Annotated in this window: 13 protein-coding genes; 8 read left to right on the plus strand and 5 right to left on the minus strand. The window is 70.5% G+C overall.

The features are described from left to right. Window positions 1–14: 14 nt before the first annotated feature. The 3 genes from BLT23_RS08440 to BLT23_RS08450 form a co-directional block, all read right to left on the minus strand. Window positions 15–1,829, minus strand: coding sequence for a S8 family peptidase (locus tag BLT23_RS08440; protein ID WP_090047279.1), 1,815 nt, complete (start codon window positions 1,827–1,829; stop codon window positions 15–17). Between the two features lie 162 nt (window positions 1,830–1,991). Continuing rightward, window positions 1,992–2,930, minus strand: a complete 939-nt coding sequence (locus tag BLT23_RS08445) for a sigma-70 family RNA polymerase sigma factor (RefSeq protein WP_090047281.1) — start codon at window positions 2,928–2,930, stop codon at window positions 1,992–1,994. A gap of 77 nt (window positions 2,931–3,007) precedes the next feature. Next, the gene (locus tag BLT23_RS08450) at window positions 3,008–4,327 is read right to left on the minus strand and encodes a hemolysin family protein (protein WP_090047284.1); all 1,320 of its coding nucleotides are present in this window, start codon (window positions 4,325–4,327) and stop codon (window positions 3,008–3,010) included. Window positions 4,328–4,420: 93 nt separating this feature from the next. Between BLT23_RS08450 and BLT23_RS08455 the strand changes: the two genes are divergently transcribed. From BLT23_RS08455 to BLT23_RS08470, 4 genes are all read left to right on the plus strand, one after another. Beyond that, a complete protein-coding gene (locus BLT23_RS08455; RefSeq protein ID WP_143035863.1) occupies window positions 4,421–4,816 on the plus strand; it encodes an ATP-binding protein in 396 nt (131 codons plus the stop codon). A gap of 84 nt (window positions 4,817–4,900) precedes the next feature. Continuing rightward, window positions 4,901–5,644: a DUF2339 domain-containing protein gene (locus tag BLT23_RS08460; RefSeq protein ID WP_090047288.1), complete on the plus strand. Its 744-nt coding sequence runs from the start codon at window positions 4,901–4,903 to the stop codon at window positions 5,642–5,644. Window positions 5,645–5,654: 10 nt separating this feature from the next. After that, entirely contained in the window at window positions 5,655–6,710 is a 1,056-nt protein-coding gene (locus BLT23_RS08465) for a sensor histidine kinase (RefSeq protein WP_218133675.1), read from the plus strand. Further along, window positions 6,707–7,312 carry a response regulator transcription factor gene (locus BLT23_RS08470; RefSeq protein WP_090047290.1) on the plus strand — a complete coding sequence of 202 codons (606 nt, stop codon included), beginning with the start codon at window positions 6,707–6,709 and terminating at the stop codon, window positions 7,310–7,312. Before BLT23_RS08465 ends, BLT23_RS08470 begins: the two co-directional genes overlap by 4 nt. Before the next feature lie 241 nt (window positions 7,313–7,553). Here the strand turns inward: BLT23_RS08470 and BLT23_RS08475 are convergent, their stop codons facing one another. Continuing rightward, entirely contained in the window at window positions 7,554–8,201 is a 648-nt protein-coding gene (locus BLT23_RS08475; protein ID WP_090047292.1) for a GntR family transcriptional regulator, read from the minus strand. A 49-nt stretch (window positions 8,202–8,250) separates the two neighbouring features. Here BLT23_RS08475 and BLT23_RS08480 point away from each other — a divergent pair, with 49 nt between their 5' ends. Together BLT23_RS08480 and BLT23_RS08485 are read left to right on the plus strand one after the other, a co-directional pair. After that, complete coding sequence (locus tag BLT23_RS08480; RefSeq protein ID WP_090047295.1) at window positions 8,251–8,670, plus strand: VOC family protein; 420 nt, start codon at window positions 8,251–8,253, stop codon at window positions 8,668–8,670. 239 nt (window positions 8,671–8,909) lie between these two features. Then, entirely contained in the window at window positions 8,910–10,157 is a 1,248-nt protein-coding gene (locus BLT23_RS08485) for a cytochrome P450 (RefSeq protein WP_090047297.1), read from the plus strand. Here BLT23_RS08485 and BLT23_RS08490 read toward each other — a convergent pair. Next, a complete protein-coding gene (locus BLT23_RS08490) occupies window positions 10,147–10,737 on the minus strand; it encodes a TetR/AcrR family transcriptional regulator (protein WP_090047299.1) in 591 nt (196 codons plus the stop codon). The two genes, BLT23_RS08485 and BLT23_RS08490, sit on opposite strands and share 11 nt — an antisense overlap. Before the next feature lie 105 nt (window positions 10,738–10,842). On the opposite strand from BLT23_RS08490, the gene BLT23_RS08495 reads away from it, so the two are divergent. Further along, window positions 10,843–13,956 (plus strand): S8 family peptidase, encoded by a 3,114-nt coding sequence (locus BLT23_RS08495; protein WP_090047301.1) that lies wholly within the window; start codon window positions 10,843–10,845, stop codon window positions 13,954–13,956. A 119-nt stretch (window positions 13,957–14,075) separates the two neighbouring features. Continuing rightward, window positions 14,076–17,249, plus strand: coding sequence for a S8 family peptidase (locus BLT23_RS08500; RefSeq protein ID WP_143035864.1), 3,174 nt, complete (start codon window positions 14,076–14,078; stop codon window positions 17,247–17,249). Window positions 17,250–17,528: the final 279 nt, after the last annotated feature.

Consider the following 17,528-nt stretch of genomic DNA (forward strand, 5'->3'; position numbering starts at 1 on the left):
GTTGGCTCAGCGGATCAGAGCGTCAGGCTCCACGAGTCGATGGAGCCGTTGTCGAACGTCGCCGCGTCACGGACCCGGAGCGTCCAGGTGCCGTTGCGCGTCTCCGACGACAGGTTCACGGTGTAGGTCTGGTCGATGTTGTCCGCGCTACCGCCGGAGCGGTTGTGCAGGTTGTAGACCGAACCGTCCGGTGCGACCAGGTCGACGACGAGGTCACCGCGGTAGGTGTGCTTGATGTGCACCTCGACCTTGCTGCTCGCCGAGGCGGTGCCGGTGCAGCCGGCGACCGTGATCGTGCTGGTCACGGTCGTGTTGTCCGGGATGGTCACGTCGGTGCCGTTGGTCTGCGTGGCGCAGGCGGCCGACCCGACCGCCCACGTGAACGTGGTGCTGCCCGAACCGCCCGCCGCCGCGGTGGCCGTGGCGGTCACGGTGTAGGTGCCCGCGGCGGTCGCCGTGCCGGAGACCAGGCCGGACGAGGAGATCGACAGCCCGGCCGGCAGGCCGGTCGCCGACCACGTGTACGGCGCGGTGCCGCCCGAGGCGGTCAGTTGCAGGCTCACCGTGCCGTTCAACGCGGTCGTCTGGTTGCCGGGGCTGGTGACCGAGACGCCCGGCACGCCGCCGGTGTTCGTGCGCAGCAGCAGGTTCGCCGAGTTGGAGCCGGGGTTGGTGACCTTGTTCGGGGTGGCCTGGGCGAGGATCGCCGCGTGCACCTCGGCCGGGGTCTTGGCGGGGTTGTCCGCGAGGTACAGCGCCGCCGCGCCCGCGACGTGCGGCGAGGCCATCGACGTGCCGCTCATCGTGGCGGAGCCGGTGTTGTTGCTGTAGGACGCCGACACGATGTCCTGGCCGGGGGCGAACAGGTCGCTGCACGTGCCGTAGCTGGAGAACGACGCGCGGGCGTCGGTGCGGGACGTCGCCATGACGTTGATCGTCTCGGTGACGCGCTGCGGCGAGTACTTGCAGGAGTCGTCGTTGAAGTTGCCCGCCGCCACGACGTACGTGACGCCACGGGCGATCGAGGCGCGGACGGCGTCGTCGAGCACGCGGCTCGGCTCGTTCGCGGTTCCGGTGTAGAGGCTCATGTTCGCGACCGCGGGCAGGACGGCGTTCCCGGTGACCCAGTCGACGCCCGCCGCCTCGGTCGCGACCGAACCGCCGCCGAGGCAGTTGAGCACGCGCACGGCCTTGAGCTTCACGTTCTTCGCCACGCCGAACGTGGCACCGCCGACCGTGCCGGCGACGTGCGTGCCGTGGCCCTGGCAGTCCTTGCCGTTGCGGCCGTCGGTGAACGCGTCGAAACCGAACGTGGCGCGCCCGCCGAAGTCGGCGTGGTCGTAGTTGATGCCGGTGTCGATCACGTACGCCGTGACGTTCGAGGCGTCCGTGCCGTAGCTGTACCGGCTGTCGAGCGGCAGGTCGGCCTGGTCGATCCGGTCGATGCCCCACGACGGCGGGTTCAGCTGGTCGGTCAGGACCTGCACGGTCCTGTCCTGCTCCACGTAGGCCACCGCCGGGTCGGCCGCGAGGCGCTTGGCCTGCTGCTTCGACATGGTGGCCGAGAAGCCCTTGAACGCCGACCGGTAGGTGAACCCGATCCGGCCGCCGTAGCGGGTCGCGAGGTCGCCGGCGCGGCCACCGACCTCCGAACGCGGCACGGCGTCGTCCTTCAGCACCACGATGTAGCTGTCCTGGACCGCGTTCGGCGCGCTCTCCGCGACGATCGGACCTTCCGGCTGTGCCGCCACAGCCTGTGGGAGCGCTACCACGGTTCCGGCGACGGCGACCACCGCCACACCGAGCGCGCGCAGGGTGCGTTGTCTCATCACTGCTCCTCATCCGCAGGGCACCGCGCGTGGACGCGAGCCGGCCCTCGACGGCTCCAGATGCATTCACGCGCGGTTGCGAAACAGCTTCAGTCCGTGTTCGGACCGGGATGAGTCTTTAGTTGGGACAACGCCTCGAACAAGCGACTTTCGTACGGATTGTCAGCCGGCGAGCGCGAAGAGCTCCTCCGGCCGACCGGCCTGCTTGAGCACGGCCAGCGACTGCTTCTCCAGCTGGCGGATCCGCTCACGGGTCAGGCCGAGCTCCTCCGCGACCTCCTGGAGGGTGCGCTCGCGCCCGTCCTCCAGGCCGAACCGCAGCCGCATGATCCGCACCTGCCGTTCGGGCAGGACCTCCAGCAGCGACCGCACGCCGTCGGCGAACTCCCGGCGCTCGACCACGTCCGGAGCCGACACGCCGTCGGTGTCCTGGATCAGGTCGCCCAGCACCGAGTCGCCCTCGTCGCCCACCGGTGACTCCAGCGACACGCACGACCGCGCGGCGTCACGCAGGTCGCGCACCCGCTCCGGCGAGCACTTGGCCTCGGCGGCGATCTCCTCGACCGTCGCCTCGCGACCGAACCCGGCGGAGAGCTTCTGGCCGATCTTCTTCAGCTTGTTGACCTCCTCCACGACGTGGACCGGGAGGCGGACCGTGCGGGTCTGCTCGGCGAGACCCCGCTCGATCGCCTGGCGGATCCACCACATCGCGTAGGTGGAGAACTTGTAGCCCTTGGCGTAGTCGAACTTCTCGACCGCGCGGATCAGGCCGAGGTTGCCCTCCTGGACGACGTCCAGGAACGGCAGGCCGCGGAACGAGTGCTTCTTCGCGACCGACACGACCAGGCGCAGGTTCGCGCGGATCATGTGGTCCTTCGCCCTCTCGCCCTCCTTGGCGATCCGGCGCAGGAGACGCGCGTCATGCGTCGTCTCACCGGTCTTGAGGAGGTGGGCGGCGTACACACCGGCCTCGATGCGCCGTGACAGCTCGACCTCCTCGGACGCGGTCAGCAGCGGCGTGCTGCCGACGTCGCGCAGGTACTGGCCGACCAGGTCCGCGTCCTGCTGCCCGGACGCGCGGTTCTTCAGATCTGCGGGCATGACAAATCCCCCCGATTCCGTTGGCAGGAGACGCAGCCCGAGTGGCTGCACTGGGTGTAACGGTTCAGAGTCCCTGTTCATTCCGCGGTTTTCGCTGTGACCTCAACCTCATCCATCTGCTCGTCCGTCTCTTCGCCCGGCTGTGCGCGCTTCAGCCGCACCCGCGTGATGGCGTGGTGCTGCACCGCCAGGACCTCCGCGGTCCAGCCCGACACCTCCACCACGTCACCGGGTTCCTCCGGGATGCGGCCGAGGAGCACGAGCACGAGACCCGCGATCGTCGCGTACGGACCGGGTGGCGCGTTCTCCAGCACCACACCGACATCCGGCAGGTCGTGCACCGGGAACGTCCCGTCGAGCTCCACGGAGCCGTCCGGTTCGGCCCGCACCGCGACCACGTCCGAGTCGGTCTCGTCGTAGATCTCGCCGACGATCTCCTCCAGGAGGTCCTCCAGCGTCACGATCCCGCCGACCGCGCCGTGCTCGTCCACGACGAGCGCCATCAGCTCGTGCTCGGCCTTCATGCGCCGTAACGCGTCGGTGACGCGAACGGAGTCCGGCAGCACCATCGGCGGCCGTGCCACGGCCGTCAGTGCCACGCCGTCGTCGAGCAGATCGCGCAGATGCACGATGCCGACCACGTCGTCCAGATGACCGTCCCTCGTCACCGGTGCTCGGGAATGTCCTGACGTAGCCAAGATTTCCCGCGCCGCCGCGGTGTCCAAACCTGATTCGAGCACCGTCACCATGCGGCGCGGCACCAGGACCTCGCGCAGCTTGCGTTCGTGGATCTCCAGCGCGCCCGTCATGATCGTGCGCTGTTCCTGGTTCAGGTGCTGCTGCACCTCCACGAGGTCGCGCAGCTCCTCCGGCGACATCTGCTCCTCCTCGACGTCGGGGTTGCCGCCGAAGATCCGCACGACGAGGTCGGTGGACTTGCTCAGCAGCCACACGACCGGGCGTGACACCACCGACAGGAAGTCGAGCGGGCGGGCGATGATCTTCGACCAGCGCACCGCGTACTGCATCGCCAGGCGCTTGGGCGCCAGTTCCCCGAACACCAGCGTGACGAACGTGAGCAGGACCGTGACGAGCGCGATCGCCACCCCGTTCGCCGCACCGCCGAGGAAGCTCAGCAGCGGCACGACCGGCTCGGCGAGCGAGACCGCCGCCGTCGCCGACGCGAGGAACCCGGACAGCGTGATGCCGATCTGGATCGTCGCGAAATACCTGTTCGGATCCCGTGCGAGCCGCACGAGCCGATGCCGTCCTTCGCGTTCCAGCGAGCGCAGCTGCCCCTCCCTCAGCGACACCAGAGCCATCTCGCTGCCGGCGAAGGCCGCGTTGAGCAGAACCAGAACCGCGACCAGCGCGAGGTTGAAGCCGTAGCCGTCCACACGTTTCAGCTACCACGCGCAGTGGTAACTCGCATTCTGACGGTCGTCTTGAGCAGCCAGGAGGACCTGAAACCGGATGAGGTGGGAGTGGAGATGGACACGCCAGAGGTGCTCAACGCCTCCGCGAGGACCCTGCACACCTTGCCGGAGCACGAGCCCGACCTGGCCGGGATGCGAGCTTGGGTGGGGACGTTGCTGCAGGACCTCCACGAGGACGTCCGGCTGGACGTCCTCCTCGTGTGCACGGAGCTCGCCAGCAACGCGTATGAGCACGCGGAAGGCCCCCGCGCGGTCCGCGTGCAGCGGCACACCGACTTCATCCGGGTGGAGGTCGACGACCACACCCCGGCGGAGCTGCCGCACCTCGGCGAGTCGCGCCTCGGTGACGCCCGCGGCCGGGGGTTGATCCTGGTCGCGCAGCTCTCCCGCTGCTGGGGCACCCGTGAGTTCACCGGCGGCAAGACGATCTGGGCCGAGATCGTCATCTAGCACGGTCCGCCTGGGCGTTGCGCACAGGAAACTCGTGACATCGCGCCGATGTGATCTGCCCCGCATCGGCGCGACGCTCGGTGCATGACCACGACAAGTTCTCCACCCGCGATCTGGCCGCTGGTGCGCCACGGTGCCGAGATGCTCGGCGTGATGCTGGCCGGAATGGTGCTTTTGGGCCCGCTGTGGCGGCCTGACCAGGTCGAGCTCGCCGTCCTGTGGATGGCGGTGTCGATGTCCGTGCCGATGGCGTTGTGGATGAGCTATCGCGGTCACGGCCGGATCGCCGAGATGTGCGCCGCGATGGCCGTGCCGTACCTCGTGCTGCTCGTGCCGTACTGGTTCGGCGCGCTCGACGGCGACGCGGTCGAGATGGGCGGGCACCTGCTGATGCTCCCCGCGATGGCCGCGGTCGTGGTCTTCCGGCGGCACGAGCACGGGACGCCCAGCGCGAACCCGGTGATCAGGGCGCTGGGCGACCGCTGGCCGGTGGTGATCGCCTTGGCGGTGTCACTCGACTTCTGGCACACCCCGGTCGTCCCTCCCGTGTGGACATTGCTGCTGTGCCAAGCCGCTTACCTGGTCTGGGGAAGACGCACACCCGGTCTGCAGCTCGCGGTGCTCGGCGGCTACGTGGCGTTGGCCGCTCTCGTGCTGGCCTCGTCTCCGGACATGGGTGTGGTGTTGATCGCGCTCGGCTGGGGTGCGCACGCCGTGTGGGACCTGTGGCACTTCATCCGCGACGCCGTCGTGCCTCGCTGGTGGTCCGAGCTGTGCGGGGTGTTCGACCTCGTGGTGGCCGTCACGGTCCTGCTGCGGTGGTCCTAGGCTCATGGCGATGCACGATCTTCCGCACACCGCGCTGCGCGGCTTCCTGCACGTGCTGTGGGTGAGCTCGCTCGCCGTGCCGCTGGTCGCGGTGCTGCGCGAACCGTCGCTGGCGCGCTGGTCCGGCGTGGCCGGGCTCCTGCTGCTGGCCGTCGCCTACGCGGTGACGCTGCGCGGCGAGCACGTCCGGTGGCTGGTGGCCGCCACGCTGGTCTCCATCCCTCTCGTGGCGCCCGCCGGAGCGGACGAGCTCGCGACGTGGGCCTGGATCGGCGGTGGCGCGGCCGGGTTCGCCCCGCTCGTGCTCACCGGCGCGTGGCGCTGGCTCGCCGGCATCGCCGCCGTCGTGCTGTCCGGCGTGGTCGGGGCCTTCGTGGCGAAGGATGCGCAGCGGTACCAGCTGATCGCACTCGCCGTCGGGCTGACGATCGTCGCGATGGCGGGGCTGCCGACCTGGTTCGCCGGCCTGCTCGCCCAGGCACGGGCAGGCCGCGAGGCCCAGGCCGAGCTCGCCGTGAGCGAGGAACGCCTGCGGTTCGCGCGCGACGTCCACGACCTCCTGGGCCACCGCCTGACCGTCATCGCGCTGAAAGCGGAACTGGCGGGACGGCTCGCCCCGGCGGACCCCGACCGGGCAGCCGCGGCGGCGTTCGAAGCGCAACGGCTCGCGTCCACCGCGTTGGAGGAGGTGCGGGACGCGGTCCACGGCTACCGCGCCGTCAACCTCACCTCGCAGCTGGAAGCCGTCAGCACCGTCCTGCGCGAGGCGGGCATCCGCTGCACGGTGTCCGCCGTCGAGGTCGGCGAGGCCACCGCCGCCCGGCTCTCCCTGGTGCTGCGGGAGGCGTGCACCAACGTCCTCCGCCACAGCAACGCGACGTGGTGCATGATCGACGTCGCCGAGACCGACGAGGAGGTGCGGATGACCGTGACCAACGACGGCGCCGGAAAACCCTTCGTGGAGGGCAACGGCATCAGGGGCATGGGCGAACGGCTGCCCGGCGGCACCGTCACGGCCGAGCAGTCCGACGAGGTGTTCACGCTGCAGGTCTCGGTGCCCACGTGATCAGGGTGCTGCTGGCCGACGACGAGGAGCTGATCCGCGACGCCCTCGCCGCCCTGCTCGACCTCGAACCGGACCTGGAGGTCGTCGCCAAGGCAGGCGACGGCCGCGCCGCCGTGGAAGCCGCCCGCGCACACCGCCCGGACGTGGCCGTCGTCGATCTCCAGATGCCCGCCCTCGACGGCCTGGAGGTCACCGAGTCACTGGCACGAGTGCTCCCGGCGTGCGCGGTGGTGATCCTGACCGGCCGCGGCCGTCCCCCGCACCTGCAGCAGGCCCTGCACGCGGGCGCGAAGGGCTTCCTGCCCAAGGGTTCCCCCGGCGGCACCCTCGCCGACGTGATCCGCCGCGTCCACTCCGGCGGCCGCTGGGTCGACCCCGCCCTCGCCGCCGACGCACTGGCCGCACCCCCGTGCCCGCTGACGCAGCGGGAGCTGGAAGTGTTGCGGCTCAGCGAGTTCGGCACCCCCGTCGCCGAGATCGCCGCCCGCACCTCGCTGTCCGCGGGGACGGTGCGCAACCACCTGTCCGCCGCCGTGGCGAAGCTCGGGGTGGCGAACCGGGCGGCGGCGTTCCAGCTGGCCGAGGAGCACGGCTGGCTGTGAGCCCGCCGAGACCGCAGTCCGCTTCTCAGCGTGCTTCATCAGCACTGTCCGCAACAACCGCGCCCCACACAAGGCTCTTTCGTGTTTCCCGCCGGGAACGCGGGGGCCCTACGTACCATCCACGAGTACGCGGGGTCCCCGCGTACCAAAAGCCGCGTTACGCAGAGGCGTCGGGACGCTGGTCGGATGACACGCGGGTGGGTGGAAAGGGAGCGGCGGGGCAGAACCTCCGGCTCAGCGTTCAGTTGCCCGAGGTGAGCACGTCGAAGGCGTGCCTGCGGTGCTCCGCGAACAGTTCCAGCGCCCCGTCCGCGTTGCCCAGCCGCAGCGCCGCCGCCAGGTCGCGGTGCTCCGACCGGATCTGCTCCAGGTAGCCGACGCTGCTGACGTTCACCCGCGTGATCAGGAACAGGTGCACCTGCGACCGGATCGCCTCCCACGCCTGCACGAGCCGCGAGTGTCCGGCGGCCGCGTACACCGCGTCGTGGAAGGCGATGTCGCACCGCACCATCTCGTGCGGAGTCGTGGCCCGGTCCATCGCGTCCACGGCCTTCTCGATCCGGCCGAGGTCCTCGTCCGACGCGTGGTCCACCACCCGGCGCACGGCCAGCGCCTCCAACGCCCCGCGCAGGCTGTCCAGCTCGGCCACGTCCTGCACCGACAACGCCGCGACAGTCGCCCCGCGGTGCCACTCGGCCCGGACGAGCCCTTCGACCTCCAGCACCCGGATCGCCTCGCGCACCGGCCCCCTGCTCACCTGGAGCGCCTCTGCCAGCTCCACTTCCCGCAACGCGGCCCCCGGCGGATAACGCCCGTCGAAGATCGCCTCCCGGATCAGGTCGGCGACCTCGGCGCTCAACCCCCTGCGGCGCGCTGGTCCCACGGTCATGTGCCGATGTTAACAATCATGACCCTTGTAGCAATGTTAACATTCCTACATGCCGAACATCCCCCGCTTCCACCTCGCCATGCCGGTCGACGACCTGGACGCCGCGCGCCGCTTCTACGGCGAGACCCTCGGACTCGAACAGGGCCGCAGCTCCGACACGTGGATCGACTGGAACCTGCACGGCCACCAGTTCGTCACCCACCTCGCGCCCCGCAGGACCGAGCGCGTCAGCAACCCCGTCGACGGCCACGACGTGCCCGTCCCCCACTTCGGCCTGGTTCTGGAGGTCGAGGAGTTCCAGGCGCTGGCGGCGAAGCTCACCGAGGCCGGGACGCGGTTCGTGATCGAGCCGTACGTGCGGTTCAAGGGCGAGGCCGGGGAGCAGTGGACGATGTTCCTGCTCGACCCGGCGGGCAACGCGCTGGAGTTCAAGGCTTTCGCGGACGACGCCCAGGTGTTCGCGGTCTAGGCCCGTCGCGGGTCGCGGGCCTTACGGAGGTCTGCGACCCGCCGCTTCGCCCGAGCCCGACGAGGCCGCACTCGTTCGGCGAACCTCCCCACCGAACCTCCGGCCGCGCCACTCCCCCACAACTCGCGTCCCCACGCGTAAACCACTGGCAAAAATCTTGCACAGTGCGCAAGTTTGAGTAGCGTGGATGTGACGCCGAGCAATGACCCGGTCACGCCGGGTCAGACAGGGAGTGGGCCATGACCACGGCCGAGCGGCAGCGCAAGGCGCAGGAGCTGATCCGTCCTCAGCTGCCTCCGGAGCTCAGCCGGCGGGACGGGCGGTGTCCGTTCGACCCCGCCGCCGCGTTGACCGAGCTGAGCGGGCAGGGGCGGGTGCACCGGTTCGAGCAGGCGGACGGGGACGTCGTCTGGCTCGTCACCGGGCACGAGGAGGCGCGGGCGGTGCTCGCGGAGCCGCGGATGAGCGCCGACCGGATGAACAGCCCCCGGGCCAGGCGGGTGATCTCGCCGGAGCTGCACGCCGAGATGTTCCCGCCGGAGCGGCGGGCCGGGTCGTTCATCTTCATGGACGCGCCGGAGCACACGCGGATCCGGAAGATGCTGACGGGGCAGTTCACCGTGCGGCGGATGCGGGACCTGACGCCGCGCGTCCACGAGATCGTCACGTCGCACCTGGACGCGATGGTCGAGAAGGGGCCGCCGGCGGACCTGGTGCGGGACTTCGCGTTGCCGGTGCCGTCGCTGGTGATCTGCGAGCTGCTCGGTGTCGACTACGGCGACCGGGACGAGTTCCAGGAGCGCACGGCCAAATTGTTGAGCCTCGACGCGACGATCGACGAGCAGATCAAGAACGCGACCGGGTTGCGGGTGTTCATGCACTCACTGGTGCGGAGCAAGCAGGCCGCGCAGGGGGACGACCTGTTGTCCGGGCTGGTGCGCGACACCGACCTGTCGACCGACGAGCTCGTGGGCGTCGCGAACCTGTTGCTCATCGCCGGGCACGAGACGACGGCGAACATGCTGGCGCTCGGCACGTTCGCGTTGCTGGAGCACCCCGGGCAGTTCGCGAAGCTGCGGGACGAGCCGGAGCTCATCGACAACGCCGTCGAGGAGCTGCTGCGGTACCTGTCGATCGTCTCGATGGGGGTCGCGCGGCACGCCAAGGAGGACGTCGAGATCGGCGGCGTCACGATCAGGGCCGGGGAGACGGTCGTGGTGTCGGTGCCCGCCGTGAACCGCGACCCCGGCCAGTACGAGGACCCGCACGCGTTGCTGGTGGACCGGCCGCGCGGGCACCACGTGGCGTTCGGGCACGGCATCCATCAGTGTCTCGGGCAGCAGCTGGCGCGGGTGGAGATGACGGTCGGGTTCACCGAGCTGCTGCGCAGGCTGCCGTCGTTGCGGCTGGCGGTGCCCGTGGACGAGGTGCCGCTGCGCACCGACATGTCGATCTACGGCGTGCACCGGCTGCCGGTCACCTGGTGAGGCCGGCGCCGAGCTGGTCGATCATGCGGGCGACCAGCTCGGCGGCCGTGCCCTTCTCGGCGGCGCGCGGGGTGGTCAGCCACCAGTGCACGACGGCGCGCATCGAGGCGAGGAACGACGACGCGGCGACGGCCGGGTAGGGGTCTTCGAGGGGGTCGGCGCCGCAGCGTTGCGCGATGGCCGCGGTCAGTGCCTGCTCGCGGGCGGAGAAGGCGGCGAAGACGTGCGGCAGCAGCGCGGGGTGCTGGCGCAGCTCGCGCAGCCGGCGGAGCCGGTCGAAGTCGGATTGGCTCGGGTAGACGGCGTGCAGGGCGTTCTTGAGCGCGACGAGGACCGGTTCGTCCGGGGGCCGGGCGGCGAACTCGTCGACGAACGCGACGGCCGTGGCCGTGTCCCCGGCGACGATCGCCTCCTCTTTGGACGAGAAGTAGTTGAAGAACGTCCGCAGCGACACCCCGGCGGCCCGTGCGATCTGCTCGACCGTGACCCCGTCCAGTCCCCGCTCGACGCAGAGGGTCCAGGCGGCCTCGGCCAGCGCTTCCCTGGTCGCCGCCTTCTTGCGTTCACGCAGGCCCGTCATGCGGAAAGGTTAAAGCGTACCGGAAATTGGTGTAGACCTTGTCTCCCGCACGGCGGCTCACTACGGTCCGTGAGAACGCTCTCACACACCACCGCGGAGGACCGGGTGCGCTTGCTCGGAGTCGTCGTGCTGACCGGTGCCCTGCTCACCGCCGGTCAGGTCCAAGCCTCTCCCCACAGACCCGTGCCCGACCCCGTGGTCACGCTGGTCACGGGCGACCGGGTGCTCGTGGGGCAACGAGCCGTGACACCGGCGCCGGGTCGTGAGCACCTGCTGTTCACGACGTACACCGCGCGGGGCCACGAGTACGTCGTGCCCTGCGACGCCATGCCGCTCATCGCGTCCGGACGTCTCGACGAACGTCTCTTCGACGTCACCGAGCTGGCCACCTACGACGGCGCCCTGCCGGTGATCGTCACCTACCAGGAGGGCACCGCGCGCACCCTGAGCGCCGGTCGTCAGCTGCCGAGCATCAACGGCGTCGCGTTCGACGCGGCCAAGACGCCGCTCACCGGGATGTTCGCCGGTGGAACGACGGCGAACGGGACGTCCGCGGCCGACTTGGCGGGCATCAAGAAGATCTGGCTCGACGGACGCCGCCAGGTGAGCCTGGACCGCAGCGTCCCGCAGATCAACGCCCCCGCCGCGTACGAAGCGGGCTTCACGGGCAAGGGCACGACGGTCGCCGTCCTGGACACAGGCGTCGACAACTCCCACCCCGACCTCGCCGACCGAGAGATCGGCGAACGCAACTTCTCCACGTCACCGGACAACGGCGACCACCACGGTCACGGCACGCACGTGGCGTCGACGATCGCGGGCACTGGCGCGAAGAGCGGCGGCAAGTACCGCGGTGTGGCACCGGACGCCCGCATCCTCGACGTGAAGGTGCTGTCCGACAACGGTTCCGGTCAGGACAGCTCGATCATCGCCGGCATGGAGTGGGCGGCCGAGCAGGGCGCGCAGGTCGTCAACATGAGCCTCGGCGGCTACGACACCCCCGAGATCGACCCGCTCGAAGAGGCGGTCAACCGGATCAGCGCCGAGAAGGGGACGCTGTTCGTCGTGGCGGCGGGCAACTCCGGCCCGAACAGCGGGACCATCGGGTCTCCCGGCACCGCCGACGCGGCTCTGACCGTCGGCGCCGTCGACCACGAGGACGAGATCGCGGACTTCTCGAGCCGCGGCCCGACCCTGGCGGGCACGCTCAAGCCCGACCTCACCGCGCCGGGCGTCGGCATCGTCGCCGCGCGGCACGCCGACGGCAAGATCGGTCCGCCGGTCGCCGACGGCTACACCTCGCTCGACGGCACGTCGATGGCCACCCCGCACGTCGCGGGCGCGGCGGCGCTGTTGCGCGAGCAGCACCCGGAGCTGACGGGCGCGCAGTTGAAGGCCCGCCTCGCCGGTACCACCACGCCGAACGCCGGGCTGACTCCGTTCGAGCAGGGGTCCGGCCGCGTGGACGTCGCCAAGGTGATCAGGCAGAACGTCACCACGAGCCCGACGAGCATCACCTTCGGCGAGCACCGGTGGCCGCACGCCGGGAAACCCGTGCTGACGCGGGAGATCACCTACAGCAACGCGGGCTCCGAGGCCGTCACGCTCGACCTCACCGCCGAGACGAACGGCAGCGTGTTCAGCGTCTCGCCCGCGCGGCTCACCGTGCCCGCCGGTGGTTCGGCGACGGCGACGGTCACCGCAGACATCTCCAGGCAGCCGGACGGCGGCGTGGTGGGCGGCGCGATCGTCGCGAACGGCCTGCGCACGGCGGTCGTCGTCGACCTGGAGCCGGAGAGCTACGACGTCACGATCAACGTCCTCGACCGGTCCGGCGCCAAGGCCGCCTCGGGGTACGCCTTCCTCGTCAACGTCGACACCGGCGCCCGCGTCTGGCCCGACGGCACGACCGGTTCCGTCCGGCTCGCCAAGGGCCGGTACGTGCTGTCCGGCAGCGTCATGGCGTGGGGCACGCCCTACACGCACGACGTCATCAACTACCCGAACCTGACGGTGACCGGCCCGGCGGTGATCGAGCTCGACGCCCGCAAGGCCAAGCCGGTGCGGGTGACGCTGCCGGTCCCAGCACGGCTTTCGTTGTTGCAGACCGGTTTCGAGCGGACCGTCGACGGCACGAGCTACACGATCGGCAACTTCTCGGTCGGCGGCTCCGTGGACCACCTCGGTGTCGCGAGCATCGGCCCGGACTCCTCCGAGGTGACGGGCAAGACCGCGACGTTCTGGACCGCGGGGCCCGACTTCTACGGCCTCGCCTGGTACACCAAGGGTGCCGCGCCGAGCGGTCTGACGAAGACGGTGGCACAGCAGGACCTCGCGAAGGTCCGGGTGGACATGCCGCCGTTGAAGGAAGGGCAGTCCGCGTCCATCGGCCACACCTCCTCCCCCACCGGCAAGGCCGACTGGGGCTGGGGTTCGCTCGACAACCTCGAACCGGGCGAGCGCACCGAGTACTACGGCGGCGAGGGCGGTGACTGGTCACGCCGGTTCAACCTCTTCGACACCACCGGCAACATCGCGGCGGTCGAGGGCCCGCTCAAGAACTACAAGCCCGGCCGCTCGTACGTGGAACCGTTCCACCGCGCGGTGTTCGGCCCGGCACTGCCCCCGGCGCGCGGCGTCCCGCACTCGTTCCGCACCGGTGACTTCGTGCGCGTCAACGTCCCGCTCCACGGCGACAACGCGGGCAACGCGGGCTACAGCCCGGTCACCGAGGCCAGGACGACGCTGTACCGGGACGGCGAGAAGGTCGCCGAGACCGCCGAGGCGGGCTGGGCGATGGCCGACGTCCGTCCGGGCACCGCGCGGTACCGCCTGGAGGCGACCGCGACGCGGACCGGGCTGTTGAGCACGAAGGTTTCCGGGGTCTGGACGTTCCGCAGCGGCACCACCGCGGAGCAGACGGCGTTGCCGCTGTCGGTGGTCCGCTTCCGGCCGCAGCTGGACGACGACGGCTACGGCCGGGCCGGCCAGATGCTCGGCGTGCCGGTGTCGACCCAGTCGCAGACCGGGTCGGTGGACGTCACCTCCGTCGAGGTCTCCTACGACGGCGGCACGACGTGGCGCGGCACCCAGCTGCGCGGCAACCGGGTCCTGCTCGCCCACCCGCGGGACGCGAAGTCGGTCTCGTTGCGCGCCAAGGCGTCGGGCAGCGGCCAGACGGTGGAGGTGACGATCGTCGACGCCTACCTGTTGCGCTGAGCGGAGGGTGGTGGCCGACCGGCGGGACGTGGCCGGCCACCACCCGCGCGACCTCGATATTCACAAGCAAAAGGTCGTGCGTCTCAGCACGTCGTTCGCCTTGTCACCCACAGTGGGGCGTGACTACGGTCCGTGAGACCGTTCTCACACCACCACCGCTGGAGGACCGGGTGCGATTACTCGGAGTTGTCGTGCTGGCCGGGGCTTTGCTCACCGCCGGCCAGGCCCAAGCCGCTCCCCCCGGACCGGCGCCCACCGGGGTGGTCACGCTGATCACCGGTGACCGGGTGCTCACCGGGCAACGGGCCGTGACCCCGGCGCCGGGCCGGGAGAACGTGCTGTTCACGACCTACACCGCGCAGGGCCACGAGTACGTCGTGCCCGCTGACGCGATGCCGTTGATCGCGGCGGGCAAGCTCGACGAACGTCTTTTCGACGTCACGGAACTGGCCACCTACGACGGCGCCCTGCCGGTGATCGCCACCTATCCCGAGGGCACCGCGCGCACTTTGAGCGCCGGTCGTCAGCTGCCGAGCATCAACGCCGTCGCGTTCGACGCGGCCAAGACTCCGCTCGCCGGGATGTTCACCAGCGAGATGTCGTCGAACGCGATGTCCGCGTTCGACACCTCCGGCATCAAGAAGATCTGGCTCGACGGGCGCGTGCGGGCGAACCTGGACGTCAGCGTCCCGCAGATCAACGCCCCGGCCGCGTACGAGGAAGGCTTCACGGGCAAGGGCACGACGGTCGCGGTCCTGGACACGGGCGTCGACAACGCCCACCCCGACCTCGCCGACCGCGAGATCGGCGAACGCAACTTCACCGCCTCCCCGGACAACATCGACCGCTACGGCCACGGCACGCACGTGGCGTCGATCATCGCGGGCACCGGCGCGAAGAGCGGCGGCAGGTACCGCGGTGTGGCACCGGACGCCCGCATCCTCGACGTGAAGGTGCTGAACGACACCGGCGGCGGCTTCGAGAGCGAGATCATCGCAGGCATGGAGTGGGCGGTCGAGCAGGGCGCCCAGGTCGTCAACATGAGCCTCGGCGGCACCGACTCCCCCGAGGTCGAGCCCATGGAGGAGGCCGTCAACCGGCTCACCGCCGAGAAGGGGACGCTGTTCGTCATCGCGGCGGGCAACGAGGGCCCGGCCGGTGCGACCATCGGGACGCCCGGCTCCGCCGACGCCGCCCTCACCGTCGGCGCCGTCGACAGCGCCGACGACATCGCCGACTTCTCCAGCCGCGGCCCGACCGCGGCCGGCACGCTCAAGCCCGACCTCACCGCGCCCGGCGACGGCATCGTCGCCGCCCTGCACACCGCGGGCACGGCCGGCCCGCCCGCCGCCGACGGCTACGTCTCGTTCAGCGGCACGTCGATGGCGGCCCCGCACGTCGCCGGTGCCGCGGCGCTGCTGCGCGAACAGCACCCGGAGCTCCCCGGGACCGAGCTGAAGGCCAGGCTCGTGGGCAACACCACGCCGAACCCGGCGCTGACGCCGTTCGACCAGGGCACCGGCCGCGTCGACCTCGCCAAGGTGATCACGCAGGACATCACCGCGACCCCGACGAACATCACCTTCGGCTCACACCCGTGGCCGCACACCGGGAAACCCGCGCTGACGCAGGAGATCACCTACAGCAACGCGGGCTCCGAGACCGTCACGCTCGACCTCACCGCCGAGACGAACGGCAGCGTGTTCAGCGTCTCTCCCGCCCGGCTCACCGTGCCCGCCGGCGGTTCGGCGACCGCCACCGTCTCCGCCGACATCGCCCAGCAACCGGACGGCGGCGTGGTGGGCGGCGCGATCGTCGCGAACGGCCTGCGCACCGCGGTCGTCGTCGACCTGGAGCGGGAGAGCCACGAGATCACGATCACCTACCGCGACAGGTCCGGCGCCAAGCCGCTCTTCGGGTCGTCGTTCCTCATCAACGCCGACACCGGTGAACGCTTCTGGCCCGACGTCACGACCGGCGCCGTCCGCGTCTTCAAGGGCCGCTACATGCTGTCCGGCAGCACGTACACGCAGGCCGGCAACGACAGCTACTCCGATGTCATCAACTACCCGAACCTGACCGTCACCAGTCCGGCGACGATCGAGCTCGACGCCCGCGTGGCCAAGCCGGTGCAGGTGACGCTGCCGGTCGAGGCACGGCTTTCGGTGATGCAGACCGGTTTCGAACGGACCGTCGGCGACACGAGCTACGTGGTCAGCAACTTCACGGTGAGCGAGCGGACCGACAACCTCGGTGTCGCGAGCATCGGCCCCGGCTCCCCGGAGGTGCTCGGCCAGACCTCCACCTACTGGACCTCGGGCTCCGACTTCTACGGCCTCGCCTGGTACACCAAGGGCGCCGCGCCGAAGGGCGTGACGAAGAAGGTGTCGTACCGGGACCTCGCGAAGGTCCGGGTGGACATGCCGTCGTTGCAGCCGGACGACTACGCGACCGTCAGCCACGTCTCCTCCCCCGCGGGGAAGGCCGACTGGGGCTGGGGCTGGGGGTCGCTCGACCGCCTGCAGGCCGGTCCGCGCACCGAGTACTACGGCGGCGAGGGCGGCGACTGGTCGCGCCAGGTCAGCCTGATCGAGGCCACGGGCGGCGTCATCTCGCTCGCCACGCCGCCGAAGCACTACCGGATCGGCGTCACCTACGTGGAACCGTTCAACCGCGCGGTGTTCGGCCCGGCACTGCCCCCGACGCGGGGCGTCCCGCACGCGTTCCGCAACCGCAACTCCATCGGCGTCAACCTGCCGTTGCACGGGGACAGCGCGGGCAACGCGGGCTACAGCCCGGCGTTGGAGGGGACGACGACGCTGTACCGCGACGACCGGAAGATCGCCGACTCGGGTGAGGCGGGCAAGCTGACGGCCGACGTCCCACGGGGCCCCGGCAAGTACCGCCTGGAAACGACCTCGCTGCGGCACCAGCGGCTGAGCAGCACCGTCTCCGCCGTCTGGACGTTCGACAGCGACACCACGGCCGGTCAGACCGCCCTGCCGCTGTCGGTCGTCCGCTTCACCCCGAAGCTCGACGACGGCGGCTACGCCCGCGCGGGCAAGGTGCTCCACGTGCCGGTCTCGACCCAGTCCCAGAGCGGCTCGGTGAAGGTCACGTCCGTCGAGGTCTCCTACGACGGCGGCACGACGTGGCGCGGCACGCAGCTCAGGCACAACCACCTGCTGCTCACCCACCCGAAGAACGCGAAGTCGGTGTCGCTGCGGGCGAAGGCGTCCGGCAGCGGCCAGACGGTGGAGATGACGATCATCGACGCCTACCTGCTCCGCTAACCTCGCTTCCACCACTGCGGTCCGTAACACCCCGCCCAGCTCGCGACTCTCTTTCGTGTTTCCCGTGTAGTACGCGGGGGCCCTACGTCCCATGTAGGGAAACGTAGGGCCCCCGCGTTCCCAAGCCACGTCACGCAGCGCAGGCGGGACCGCCTGGCTGGGTGACACGCGGACGGGCAGGTTCAAGGCCGCGTTCGTCGGCGCGGGGATCTCCGACTGGCCCAAGCTGGCCGAGACGGGCTAGTGGGGGCGGTTCGAGGCCGCCGTCGGTGACAGCCC

Source organism: Lentzea fradiae (assembly GCF_900100955.1).
GTDB lineage: Bacteria > Actinomycetota > Actinomycetes > Mycobacteriales > Pseudonocardiaceae > Lentzea > Lentzea fradiae.

Excerpts from the sequence above, each read along its gene's own strand:
- BLT23_RS08440 (WP_090047279.1), bottom strand. The coding sequence starts at position 1,829 with ATGAGACAACGCACCCTGCGCGCGCTCGGTGTGGCGGTGGTCGCCGTC.
- BLT23_RS08445 (WP_090047281.1), bottom strand. The coding sequence starts at position 2,930 with ATGCCCGCAGATCTGAAGAACCGCGCGTCCGGGCAGCAGGACGCGGAC.
- BLT23_RS08455 (WP_143035863.1), top strand. The coding sequence starts at position 4,421 with ATGGACACGCCAGAGGTGCTCAACGCCTCCGCGAGGACCCTGCACACC.
- BLT23_RS08460 (WP_090047288.1), top strand. The coding sequence starts at position 4,901 with ATGACCACGACAAGTTCTCCACCCGCGATCTGGCCGCTGGTGCGCCAC.
- BLT23_RS08465 (WP_218133675.1), top strand. The coding sequence starts at position 5,655 with ATGCACGATCTTCCGCACACCGCGCTGCGCGGCTTCCTGCACGTGCTG.
- BLT23_RS08475 (WP_090047292.1), bottom strand. The coding sequence starts at position 8,201 with ATGACCGTGGGACCAGCGCGCCGCAGGGGGTTGAGCGCCGAGGTCGCC.
- BLT23_RS08480 (WP_090047295.1), top strand. The coding sequence starts at position 8,251 with ATGCCGAACATCCCCCGCTTCCACCTCGCCATGCCGGTCGACGACCTG.
- BLT23_RS08485 (WP_090047297.1), top strand. The coding sequence starts at position 8,910 with ATGACCACGGCCGAGCGGCAGCGCAAGGCGCAGGAGCTGATCCGTCCT.
- BLT23_RS08490 (WP_090047299.1), bottom strand. The coding sequence starts at position 10,737 with ATGACGGGCCTGCGTGAACGCAAGAAGGCGGCGACCAGGGAAGCGCTG.